Annotated in this window: 9 protein-coding genes; all 9 read left to right on the top strand. The window is 67.2% G+C overall.

The window, feature by feature from the left end; genetic code table 11:
* The first annotated feature begins 28 nt into the window (after window positions 1-28).
* The 9 genes from MRBLWH12_RS08280 (at window position 29) to MRBLWH12_RS08240 (ending at window position 11,929) form a co-directional block, all read left to right on the top strand.
* On the top strand, window positions 29-1,135 hold the full coding sequence (locus tag MRBLWH12_RS08280; RefSeq protein ID WP_363548064.1) for a LacI family DNA-binding transcriptional regulator: 1,107 nt from the start codon (window positions 29-31) through the stop codon (window positions 1,133-1,135).
* A 143-nt stretch (window positions 1,136-1,278) separates the two neighbouring features.
* Complete coding sequence (locus MRBLWH12_RS08275; protein WP_363548062.1) at window positions 1,279-2,943, top strand: ABC transporter substrate-binding protein; 1,665 nt, start codon at window positions 1,279-1,281, stop codon at window positions 2,941-2,943.
* A complete protein-coding gene (locus MRBLWH12_RS08270) occupies window positions 2,940-3,920 on the top strand; it encodes an ABC transporter permease (protein ID WP_341974062.1) in 981 nt (326 codons plus the stop codon). The genes MRBLWH12_RS08275 and MRBLWH12_RS08270 overlap by 4 nt, the downstream gene beginning before the upstream one ends.
* Entirely contained in the window at window positions 3,917-4,831 is a 915-nt protein-coding gene (locus MRBLWH12_RS08265) for an ABC transporter permease (protein WP_363548060.1), read from the top strand. The genes MRBLWH12_RS08270 and MRBLWH12_RS08265 overlap by 4 nt, the downstream gene beginning before the upstream one ends.
* Window positions 4,828-6,576: an ABC transporter ATP-binding protein gene (locus MRBLWH12_RS08260; protein WP_363548057.1), complete on the top strand. Its 1,749-nt coding sequence runs from the start codon at window positions 4,828-4,830 to the stop codon at window positions 6,574-6,576. Before MRBLWH12_RS08265 ends, MRBLWH12_RS08260 begins: the two co-directional genes overlap by 4 nt.
* A 45-nt stretch (window positions 6,577-6,621) precedes the next feature.
* The gene (locus MRBLWH12_RS08255) at window positions 6,622-7,791 is read left to right on the top strand and encodes a glycoside hydrolase family 1 protein (RefSeq protein WP_363548054.1); all 1,170 of its coding nucleotides are present in this window, start codon (window positions 6,622-6,624) and stop codon (window positions 7,789-7,791) included.
* 63 nt (window positions 7,792-7,854) lie between these two features.
* A complete protein-coding gene (locus MRBLWH12_RS08250; protein ID WP_363548051.1) occupies window positions 7,855-9,408 on the top strand; it encodes a molybdopterin-dependent oxidoreductase in 1,554 nt (517 codons plus the stop codon).
* A gap of 67 nt (window positions 9,409-9,475) precedes the next feature.
* Entirely contained in the window at window positions 9,476-11,053 is a 1,578-nt protein-coding gene (metG, locus tag MRBLWH12_RS08245; RefSeq protein WP_341974067.1) for a methionine--tRNA ligase, read from the top strand.
* Window positions 11,054-11,056: 3 nt separating this feature from the next.
* Complete coding sequence (locus tag MRBLWH12_RS08240; protein ID WP_363548047.1) at window positions 11,057-11,929, top strand: TatD family hydrolase; 873 nt, start codon at window positions 11,057-11,059, stop codon at window positions 11,927-11,929.
* Window positions 11,930-12,007 lie beyond the last annotated feature (78 nt).

Here is a 12,007-nt window from a genome sequence, read left to right as displayed (position 1 = left end):
GGGCACAGGCGGATGGAGGGAGTGAACCGTGACGAAGGCTGCGACCGTGTACGACGTCGCCGACCGCGCGGGAGTCTCAATCGCAACCGTCTCCCGGGTGCTGCGGATGCCCGATGCGGTGCGACCTGTCACCCGCGAACGCGTGCTCGACGCGGTCTCGGCGCTCGGGTACGTGCCGAGCGGGAGCGCGAGGGGCCTCGCCGAGCGTCGGACCGGCGTGCTGGGACTCTACTTCCCCGGCTTCGACGCGGCCGAGGAAGCGCCGTTGCTCGATGTGCTCGCCGCCGACGGAGCGCCGACGCATCCCTTCACGATCGTGCACGACGAGGCGACGGACGTCGAGAGCCACCCGAGCATGCTCTTCCTGGACGAGGTGCTCCGCGGGGCCGAGCTCGAAGCGTGGAAACAGGGGTTCGTCCTCATGATCGGCGTCGGACGCGACGATCCGGAGCGTTCCACCGTGCGCGACATGGCGGGACGGGTGGACGGGCTCATGGTCCTCGCCAGCAGCGTGCCCGACGACGTGCTCGCCAGGCTCGCCAGACGCATCCCCGTCGTGGTGCTGGCCGGGCCCCCTCGGGGAGACCGATACGACCACGTGACGGTGAGCAACACCGAGGCGATGGCCGAGCTCACCCGCCTCGTGCTCGCGCAGTCCGACGGAAGGCCGCCGGTGTTCCTGGCGGGGCCAGAGGATTCTCCGGACGGCATGCAGCGCTGGGAGGGATTCTCCGCGGCGATCGTCGAGGCCGGCATCCCGATCGACGATGTGACGGTCCTGCGGGGTGATTTCACGCGAGCGTCCGGCCGACGTGCCGCCGAAGAACTGATCGCCGCCGGACTCCCGTCAGCGCTGATGTCGGCGAACGATCAGATGGCTCTCGGCGCGCTCGATGTGTTCCGGGCCGCCGGGGTCCGCGTGCCCCAGGATCTGCTCGTCACCGGTTTCGACGGCATCGAGGCCGCGGCGCTCTCGACGCCGCAGTTGACGACGGTTCGCCAACCGATGATCGAGCTCGGACGGGCGGCCGTCCAGGTTCTCGCACGCCGGCTGGAGCAGCCGGACACCGAACCCGTCTTCGTGCGTCTTCCGCTCGAGATCACCCTGCGCGAGAGCTCGCTGCGGCGCCGCTGACGCGCGTCGCGTGCTTCCCCGGCCGGAGCCAAGGGGTTGCGGTCGCAAAATGTATGCGCTTACAATTGCTCTTGCGGCTGATGCCGTGCGGGTGCTCCGATCAGTGGGCGCCCTTCATGACAGAGACGACATGAGGTGGCAGGGTGTCGAAGACGCACATGTTCCGGCGCTGGCGGCGGGCCGCGGTGGTGGGCCTTGCGGCTGCGGCCGTGGTGCTCAGCGGATGCAGCATCCAGATCAGTTCGCAGCCGGATCCATCGATCGGCGACGACACGATGCTGATCAACGCGGACAAGGGGAATCCCTTCTTCACGCGGAACTTCAACCCGTACCTCACCAATACTCGTACGGCCTCGCGCTGGATCTACGAGCCCCTCATCCTGATCAACCCGCTCGACGGCACGCAGAACCCCTGGCTGGCCTCTGAATGGTCGCAACCGGACGCCCGCACGATCGTCATGACGATCCGCGACGGTGTCGAGTGGAGCGACGGCGAGGACTTCACTGCAGAGGACGTCGCGTTCACGTTCGATCTGCTGAAGGACAACCCGGCGCTCGACATCAAGGGTGCCTGGCAGCACCTCGACGGCGTCGACGTGAAGGGCGGCGATGTCGTCTTCCGTCTGAAGGGCGAGGATGCCCCCTCGCTGTCGATTCTCGGGCAGACCATGATCGTCCCGGAGCACATCTGGTCGGACGTCGCTGATCCTGGTACCTGGCGCAACGAGGAGCCCGTCGGCACCGGGCCGTTCGTGCTCGGCAACTACAACGATCAGCAGTACTCGATGGACAAGAACCCGGAGTACTGGCAGGCGGATTCGATCGAGATCGAGCACGTCGTGCTGCCGGCCACCAACTCCCAGCTCGATACCGTCACCCGGGGGTACGACTGGGCCTACTCCTTCATCTCCGATGTCGAGGGCACCTGGGGAGCGGCCAGCCCGCACAACGACTGGTGGTTCCCGCCGGCCGGCGTGATCTCCCTGGTGCCGAACCTCGAGGTCGCACCCTTCGACGACGTCAACGTGCGCCGGGGGATCGCCCTTTCGCTCGACAGAGCGGAGATCGCCGAGACGGCTTCCGAGGGGTACATGCAGCCGGCGGGACAGACGGGTCTCGTGCTGCCGAACCAGGAGGAGTATCTGGACCCGGAGATCCCTGACGGCGGGATGATCGCCCAGGATGCGGATGCCGCGCTGGCGGCCTTCGCCGAGTCCGGTTACACGCTGCAGGGCGATCGACTGGTCGGCGCCGACGGCGAGCAGCTGGAGTTCTCCCTCACCACGGCCAACGGCTTCTCCGACTGGACACGCGCCGCGCAGGCCGTGCAGCGACAGCTCGCGGCGGTCGGCGTGAAGGTCACCTTGAAACTCCCGCAGCCCGCGGGCTACCAGAGCGCCATCAGCAACGGCGACTTCGAGATGGCCATCGGCGGGATGGGGAACGGCGACGTCTACCAGGCGTACAACGGTCTCCTGTCCAGCGAGTTCTACGTCCCCTCGGGAGAGACGACCTCGAACAACTTCCAGCGCTACCGCTCGGACGAGGCCGACGCCCTGCTGGCCGAGTACCGCGCCACGGTGGACCCTGCCAGGCAGAAGGAGATCGTGCACGAGTTGCAGGCCATCGTCTATGACGACCTGCCAGTGATCGGGCTCTACTACGGCGGAATCTGGGGCCTGTTCAACGACGCCAAATTCACCGGTTGGCCCTCAGAGGAGGACCCGTACATGATTCCGCAGAACTACGATTCGGCGCCGCTGATGATCTTTACGCGGCTCGAGCGAGTGAAGGAGGAGGGCCAGTGAAGTACCTGCTCCAGAAGCTCGGACTGTTCCTGCTCACGCTGTGGGCGGCGATCACCCTGAACTTCTTCCTGCCACGGCTGATGCCGGGCTCTCCCGCAGACGCGGCCCTCGCGAAGCTGTCTCAGAACGGCCCGGTCTCCGACGCCACGCGTGCGGCGATCGAGGCGCAGCTGGGTGTCCCCACCGGATCGATGTGGGATCAGTACATCGCCTACCTCGGCCAGGTGGCGCGTCTGGACTTCGGCGTCTCGTACACGTTCTATCCGCAGAGCGTGGCGAGCATGGTCTCGACGGCGCTGCCGTACACGCTCGTCCTCGTCGGGATCGTCACGATCCTGGCATTCGTCATCGGCACGCTCATCGGTGTCGCGGCCGCATGGCGACGCGGCACCTGGCTGGATGCGCTGCCCACGCTCACCGGATCCTTCCTCAGCACGTTCCCGTACTTCTGGACCGCTCTGCTCCTGCTGTTCTTCCTCGGATACGTGCTGCACTGGTTCCCGACGACCGGGGCGTACTCGGCGACGACGACACCCGGGTTCACCGGCGAGTTCATCGCCGACCTCGCCCGACACGCGGTGCTTCCGGCGCTCACGATCCTGCTCACCTCGTTGGGCGGCTGGATCATCGGCATGCGCAACGCGATGATCAACACGCTCGGCGAGGACTACGTCACGTTCGCGGAGGCGAACGGGCTGCACGGGCGCACCATCGCGCTTCGGTACGCGGCTCGAAACGCCATCCTTCCCAACCTCACCGGCTTCGGGCTCACGCTCGGCGGGGTGGTGGGCGGATCGATCCTCGTCGAGCAGGTGTTCGGCTATCCCGGTATCGGATATCTGCTCTTCAACGCCGTGATCGGGCAGGACTACCCGCTCATGCAGGCGCTCTTCCTGATGATCACCGTGAGCGTGCTCATCGCCAACTTCCTCGTCGACATCCTGTACGGCGTACTGGACCCAAGGACCCGCCGATGACCTCCACGATGAACGTCAAAGTGCCCGTGAACCGGATCGCCGCGCCCAGTCGATGGCGATCGATCGGACGGATGGTCGGAACCCTGTGGAGCAACGGCAAAGCTCGCCTCGGACTCTGCATCCTCGCGTTCTTCGTCCTTGTGGCGGTGTTCGCCCCGCTCATCGCGCCCTACGGTCCCAAGGAGAACGGGTTCGAGCGCAACGCCGATGCCTCGGCGGCGCATTGGCTGGGCACCACGGCCGCCGGTGAAGACGTGCTCAGCCAGCTCGTCTACGGCGCGCAGATCAGCCTGCTGGTCGGTTTCGCCGCCGGCATCCTCTCCACGATCGTCGCCGTCCTCATCGGGCTGAGCTGGGGCTATATGCGCGGCTTCGCCGGCGAGGCCGTCGGCTTCGTCGTCAACCTGTTCCTCGTGATCCCCGGGTTGCCGCTCATGATCGTCATCGCCGCATATCTGCAGAACGGCGGCATCCTGATGATCATCGCCGTGATCGTCGTGACCGGCTGGGCATGGGGCGCTCGCGTCCTCCGCAGCCAGACGCAGTCGCTGCGGGGCAACGACTTCGTGGCCTCGGCACAGTTCTCCGGTGACAGCCCGGCACGGATCGTTTTCCGAGAGATCCTGCCGAACATGACGTCGATCATCGCCGGAACGCTCTTCGGTGCGGCGACCGCGGCGATCCTCGCCGAAGCCGGCCTCGAGTTCCTCGGGCTTGGCGACTCCAGCATCGTGAGCTGGGGAACGATGCTCTACTGGGCGCAGAACTCCAACTCCCTGCTGACGGGGCAGTGGCTGCTGCTGTTCGCTCCGGGTCTGTGCATCGCCCTGCTGGCGCTGAGCCTCACACTCATCAACTTCGGCGTGGATGGCATTTCCAATCCGCGCCTGCGGGAAGGAAAGGGACGATGAGCGTGAATACGCCCACATCGGTCGCAGCGAATGCACCCGCCGCCACGGACGAGCGGGAGATCCTGCTCGACGTCCAGGATCTCTCGGTCGAGTACGCCTCGCCGGGTGCGGTGCCCGTCACCGCCGTCGAGGACGTGTCGTTCACTCTTCGCCGCGGTGAGTTCGTCGGTCTCGTCGGCGAATCCGGCTCGGGCAAGTCGACGCTCGGGTTCGCGTTGACGAGGCTGCAGAAGCCGCCTGCCAGGATCAGCGGCGGCCGGATCCTGTTCGCAGGCCGCGACGTCCGCGAGCTGGATGCGGAAGAACTGCGCCGCCAGCGGCAGGGCGGTTTCGCCATGGTGCTGCAGTCCGGGATGAACGCGCTCAACCCCGTGCGCACCGTCGGTGCCCACTTCCGCGACGTCTTCGCCGCCCACGGCTACGTGCCCCGGGAGGAAAGGGAGGAGCGTGCCCGCGACCTGGTCGGCAAGGTGGGACTCGACCCCGACGTGCTGAAGCGGTACCCGGGGGAGTTGTCCGGAGGGATGCGGCAGCGTGCGTCGATCGCGATCGCGCTGTCTCTGGAACCGCAGCTCATGGTCTTCGATGAGCCGACGACCGCGCTGGACGTTCTGGTCCAGCACGCCGTCATGGACACGATCCGCGATCTGCAGCGGGCCGAGCAGTTCACGGCCATCCTCATCAGTCACGATCTCGGGATCGTGCTGGAGGCGACGGACCGCGTCATGGTGATGCACGAGGGCAGGATCGTCGAAGACGCACCCAGCCGTGACATCCTGATGCACCCGAAGGACGAGTACACGCGGATGCTGCTGAGCCACTACGCGGACCCGCGCGCCGAGACGATCTCGATCCCCGGGTTCGTCGACCTCGGCACGCGGCGGCGTGAGGGCACATTGCGCACAGACGTCACCGAGACGCAGCCGACGGTGTCGCAGCGTCACGAGCGTCGAGCCGACGCCGCGATCGTGGTCGACGGCGTCTCCAAGGTGTATCCGCCGCCCCGGCGCGGTCAGGGGCCCGTCACCGCGGTCGACGACGTCTCGTTCCGTCTGGAACCGGGTGAGGCGCTCGCGCTCGTCGGCGCCTCGGGCTCGGGCAAGTCGACGATCGCGAAGCTGCTCACCGGTATCGAGAAGCCGACCTCCGGATCGGTGCGTTTCGGCGACGTCGATGTGGCTTCCCTGCGCCGTCGCGGTCTGCGTGATCTTCGCAAGGACCTGCAGATGGTGTTCCAGGACCCGTACTCGGCCTTGAACCCGCTGCACACCGTGGAGTACGCGCTCACTCGTCCCGTGGTCAACTACACCCCCCTGCGGGGACAGGAAGCCAGGGCCCGCGTGCTCGAACTTCTGGAGACGGTCGGGCTCACACCGGTCGAGCAGTTCGCCGCCAAGCTGCCTCACCAGTTGTCGGGAGGACAGCGACAGCGCGTCGTGATCGCGCGTGCCCTCGCCAGCGACCCGCAGGTGCTCATCGCCGATGAGCCGGTGTCGATGCTCGATGTCTCGCTGCGCGCAGGGGTGCTCGCGTTGCTGGAGGACCTGCGTGAGCGCTGGGGCATCAGCATGCTCTACATCACGCACGATCTGCTCAGCGCCCGCCTGGTCACCGAGAACATCCTGGTGCTCAACAGCGGGCGCGTGGTCGAACGAGGCGAGACCGCGCATGTGCTCCAGCATCCGGAGGATCCGTACACCGTTCAGCTTCTCGATGCCGTACCCAACCCGGCGCGCGCCCGCTGACTCGCCCGCGCCGCTGGTCTGTTCATGATGACGAAAGGAGCACCCGTGCTCGAATTCCCCGATGGCTTCCTCTGGGGAGCCGCGACAGCGGCCCACCAAGTGGAGGGGAACAATACCACCAGCAACTGGTGGGCGATGGAGCATGCCCCTGGATCGCCGATGGTCGAGCCGTCCGGTGACGCGGCCGACCATTTCCACCGGTACCCGGAAGATATGCGCCTTCTCGCGGAGGCCGGGCTGAACTCCTACCGCTTCTCGGTGGAATGGGCGCGGATCGAACCGGAGCGCGGGTTCATCTCGCGGGCGATGCTCGATCACTACCGACGCATGATCGACACGGCGCGCGAGCACGGACTCGACCCGACGGTCACCCTGATGCACTTCACGGTGCCGCAGTGGTTCCAGCGCGACGGCTTCTGGCGTGCGGACGACGCCGTCGACCTCTTCTCCCGCTACGTGGAGACGGTGTTGCCGATCCTGGAGGGCGTCGACTACGTCTGCACGATCAACGAGCCGAACATCGCTGCGATGCTCGCCGGGGGTGAGGAAGCATCGAACCTCGTCGCGTTCGGGCTCCCGCGCCCTGACCTCGCTGTCGCGGACACGCTGCTCGCCGCGCATCGAAGGGCGTCCGAGATCCTGCACACGGTCACAGGCGTCAAGGCCGGTTGGACGATCGCCACTCAGGCCTTCCACTCCACGGGCGAGCCGGGGGCCGACGAGATGCTCGCGGAGTACGGTGACCCGCGGGATCACTGGTACCTGGAGCAGTCCGCAGGCGACGACTTCGTCGGCGTACAGGCGTATACGCGCACCTTCATCGGGCCGGAAGGGCCTCGCCCGGTCGCGGATGACGTGGAGACCACGCTCACCGGCTGGGAGTTCTTCCCGCCGGCCCTCGAGATGGGTGTGCGCAGCGCCTGGGAGCTGAGCGGGGGAGTGCCGGTGCTGGTCACCGAGAACGGCATCGCGACCTCCGACGACACCCGCCGCATCGCCTACACTCAGGGGGCTCTGGAGGGGCTGCACCGCGCGATCGCCGACGGCATCGAGGTGCGCGGGTACCAGCACTGGAGCGCTCTGGACAATTACGAGTGGGCCAGCGGCTTCGCGCCGACCTTCGGGTTGATCGCGTTCGACCACGAGACGTTCGCCCGTACGCCCAAGCCCGCCCTGGCATGGTTGGGAGAGGTCGCCCGCCGCAACGGGCTGTGAGACGACGGCCGCGGATCGTTCCCCATCCGGTCTTCTGGTCGGCGTCAGGGCTACGCTCAGGTCATGGCGCAGGGCAGTGGGACACGCGATGGTTACCGGGCCGCGGCCGCTGGGCTCGCCGCCGTGACGTTCGGTGCAGGGCTCGGTGAGCTGAGCGCCGCGCTGTTCCTGCCGGCCGCGAGTCCGTTCGCCGTGATCGGCGGCGCACTGATCGACATCGCGCCGAGCTGGGCGAAGGACCTCGCCATCGCTCTCTTCGACACCTTCGACAAGGCGGCGCTGCTGATCGGCATCGCGGTGGTGCTCGCCGCGATCGCCGCCGCCGCCGGCTTGCTCGAGCGGCGTCGTGCCGGTGCCGGCGTCGTGATCGTGGGTGCGATCGGCGTCGTCGGTGCGGCGATCGCGATGACGCGCACCGGTGCCGGCGCCTTCTCGTGGGCGCCATCGGCCGTCGCAGGTGCCGCGGCGATCGTCGCCCTGCGGGTGCTCATCCGGCGCCTGCGTCCGGACCTCGCCCTTGCCGCACCTGCGGGCGGGGAGAGCCGACCGATCGACCGTCGCCAGTTCCTGATCTGGACGGCCGCGGCCGGGGCTGTCGGAGTGGTCGCTCTCGTCGCCGCGAACGTGGCGCACGGAGCATCCCGCTCGATCGAGGCGATCAGGAAGGCGTTGCGCCTGCCGACGGCCGCGGAACGAGCAGCGCCGATCCCGGCCGGCGCGGAGCTGGACATTCCCGGCTTGGCGCCGCTGGTGACACCGAACCGCGACTTCTATCGCATCGACACCGCTCTCGTCGTGCCGCAGGTCGACCCGGCGGAGTGGTCGCTGCGCATCCACGGAATGGTCGATCGCGAACTCGTGATCACCTGGGAAGAGCTGCTCGCGCTGCCGATGCAGGAAGCGGACGTCACGCTGGCGTGCGTGTCGAACGACGTGGGCGGCTCGCTGATCGGGAACGCCCGCTGGCTCGGGCATCCCATTAGAGAACTGCTCGCCCGCGCCGGAGTCGCGGACGATGCCGACATGGTTCTCTCGACGTCGGTGGATGGATTCACCGCCTCCACGCCCCTGGAGGTGCTCACCGATGACCGCGACTCGCTTCTCGCGATCGGAATGAACGGTGATCCCCTGCCCGTCGAACACGGATTTCCGGTGCGCATGGTCGTGCCGGGGCTCTACGGTTACGTGTCGGCGACGAAGTGGGTCACCCAGCTGGAAGTCACTCGTTTCGACCGGGTCGATGCGTACTGGACGACCCGCGGATGGGATGCGCGCGGTCCGATCAAATTGCAGTCGCGCATCGACGTTCCTCGCCGGGGACGGCAGATAGATCCCGGCGAGACGATGATCGCGGGCATGGCCTGGCAGCAGCACGTCGGCGTCCGCGGCGTGGAGGTGCGCGTCGACGGCGGTTCCTGGATGACGGCCGACCTCGCAACGGCGATCTCGGATGACACTTGGGTGCAGTGGAGCGTGCCGTGGACGGCCGAGAGCGGCGATCATCAGATCGAGTGCCGGGCGATCAGCGCCACCGGTGACACCCAGACCTCGAACCGCACCCCGCCGGCTCCCAACGGCGCAGAGGGGTGGCACCGCATCTCCGTGTCGGTCGCCTGATCGCAGCAGAGCGCGCTGTGCCGCCGGGCGCGTAACGACCCCCGACATCCCGCCTAGAATTGTCCGCATGCCCGCAGGCGAATCGTTCTATATCACCACGCCCATCTACTACCCCTCCGATGTGCCGCACATCGGCCACGGGTACACGACGGTGGCCGTCGACACCCTCGCACGGTGGCACCGCCAGGCCGGGGATGACACCTGGATGCTCACCGGAACGGATGAGCACGGCCAGAAGATGCTGCGCGCGGCCGCGGCGAACAACGTCACGCCGCAGGAATGGGTCGACAAGCTCGTCAGCGAGGCATGGTTCCCGCTGCTGGACACGCTCGACGTCGCCAACGACGACTTCATCCGCACCACGCAGGAGCGCCACGAGATCAACGTGCAGACGTTCTTCCAGCGCCTGTACGACCGCGGCTACATCTACGCAGGCGAGTACGAGGCGCTGTACTGCGTCGGCTGTGAGGAGTTCAAGCCCGAGTCCGAGATCGTCGACGGCACTGGTCCCTTCGAAGGGCTGAAGGTCTGTGCGATCCACTCCAAGCCCCTCGAACTGCTGCAGGAGAAGAACTACTTCTTCAAGCTCAGCGAGTTCCAGGACCGCCTGCTCGAGCTCTACAAGACCCAGCCCGACTTCGTGCGTCCCGACTCCGCGCGCAACGAGGTCGTCTCGTTCGTGAGCCAGGGTCTGAAGGACCTCTCCATCTCGCGTTCCACGTTCGACTGGGGCATCCCGCTGCCGTGGGACGAGTCGCACGTCATCTACGTGTGGGTCGACGCGCTGCTGAACTACGCCACCGCGATCGGCTACGGCTCCGATCAGGAGACCTTCGATCGTCGCTGGCCCGCGTATCACGTGGTCGGCAAGGACATCCTGCGCTTCCACGCCGTCATCTGGCCGGCGCTGCTGATGGCTGCGGGGCTCGAGGTGCCGAAGGGCGTCTTCGCCCACGGCTGGCTGCTCGTCGGCGGCGAGAAGATGTCGAAGTCGAAGCTCACCGGTATCGCGCCGACCGAGATCACCGACGTCTTCGGCTCCGACGCGTACCGCTTCTACTTCCTCTCGGCGATCGCCTTCGGGCAGGACGGTTCGTTCTCCTGGGAGGACCTGTCCGCTCGCTACCAGGCGGAGCTCGCGAACGGATTCGGCAACCTCGCATCGCGCACGACAGCGATGATCGAGAAGTACTTCGAGGGGATCGTGCCCCCGGCCGCGGAGTACACGGAGCAGGATCTCACGATTCAGAAGATCGTCGCAGATGCGGCATCGAAGGCGGATGCCGCCGTCGACCTGTTCCGTATCGACGAGGCCATCGCAGCGATCTGGACGATCGTCGATGCGCTGAACGGCTACATCACCGATAACGAGCCCTGGGCGCTGGCCCGCGATGAAGAGAAGCGCGCGCGCCTCGGCACCGTGCTCTACACCTGCGCCGAGGGTCTTCGGGCTCTCGCGGTGCTGCTGTCGCCGGTGATGCCCCAGGCCACGGAGAAGCTCTGGATCGCACTCGGCGCCGCTGAGACGCTCGGCCGACTTCAGGATCAGCCGATCCGCGAGGCTGGCAACTGGGGCACCCTGCGTCCCGGCACCAGCGTGAATGGGCTCGCCCCGCTGTTCCCGCGCGTGGAGTCCACTGCCTGAGCCATGGTCTACGTGCAGCAGAGGTCGGGCGACGGGCGCAAGGACCTGCGGTATCCGGCGGCGCCCGAACCACTGGCGGTGCCGATGTACGACAATCACGCGCACCTGGAGATCGTCGACGGCGATGAGCCGCTCTCGCTGACCGAGCAGCTCGATCGTGCCCAGGCCGTCGGCATCGTCGGCGTCGTGCAGGCGTCGGGAGACATCGAATCCTCGCGGTGGGCGGTGGATGCCGCGGCATCCGACCCTCGCGTGCTGGCCGCCGTCGCCATCCACCCGAACGATGCACCGACGTATGCCGCGAACGGCACGCTCGATGCGGCCATCGCGACGATCGACGAGCTCGCCGGGCATCCGCGTGCGCGGGCGATCGGGGAGACGGGGCTGGATTTCTTCCGTACGGGACCTGAGGGCCACGACGCGCAGTTCACCTCCTTCGAGGCGCATATCGCCCTGGCGAAGAAGCACGGCATCGCGATGCAGATCCACGACCGTGACGCGCATGACGCCGTGCTGGAGACGCTGGTCCGTGTCGGCGCCCCGGAGCGCACGGTGTTCCATTGCTTCTCCGGCGATGAGGACATGGCCCGGATCTGCGCGGACGCCGGCTATTACCTGTCTTTCGCCGGCAACGTCACATTCAAGAACGCGCAGAACCTGCGTGATGCCCTCAAGGTCACACCGGTGGAGCGGATCCTGATCGAAACCGATGCGCCGTTCCTCACGCCGGTGCCGCTGCGTGGCCGGCCGAACGCGCCGTACCTCGTGCCGATCACGCTGCGCTTCATGGCCGCGGAGCTCGGGCTCGAGGTCGACGAGTTCGCCGCCCAGGTTGCCGCGAACACGCTCGCGGTCTACGGCTCCTTCGACGACTGACCCTGCGCGGGTCGGAGATCGATCCGGTCACCTCCGTTCAACTCGATCACCCAGCCGCCGCACGTCACCAACAACGGT

The sequence above is a fragment of the Microbacterium sp. LWH12-1.2 genome (assembly GCF_040675825.1).
Lineage (GTDB): Bacteria > Actinomycetota > Actinomycetes > Actinomycetales > Microbacteriaceae > Microbacterium.
The sequence above is the reverse complement of the archived record's forward strand: the minus strand, read 5'-3'. Positions and strand labels throughout refer to the sequence as shown.

What these genes read in the sequence shown, in the direction of transcription:
- MRBLWH12_RS08240 (WP_363548047.1), top strand. Translation starts at nt 11,057, where the DNA reads ATGGTCTACGTGCAGCAGAGGTCGGGCGACGGGCGCAAGGACCTGCGG.
- MRBLWH12_RS08250 (WP_363548051.1), top strand. Translation starts at nt 7,855, where the DNA reads ATGGCGCAGGGCAGTGGGACACGCGATGGTTACCGGGCCGCGGCCGCT.
- MRBLWH12_RS08265 (WP_363548060.1), top strand. Translation starts at nt 3,917, where the DNA reads ATGACCTCCACGATGAACGTCAAAGTGCCCGTGAACCGGATCGCCGCG.
- MRBLWH12_RS08260 (WP_363548057.1), top strand. Translation starts at nt 4,828, where the DNA reads ATGAGCGTGAATACGCCCACATCGGTCGCAGCGAATGCACCCGCCGCC.
- metG (WP_341974067.1), top strand. Translation starts at nt 9,476, where the DNA reads ATGCCCGCAGGCGAATCGTTCTATATCACCACGCCCATCTACTACCCC.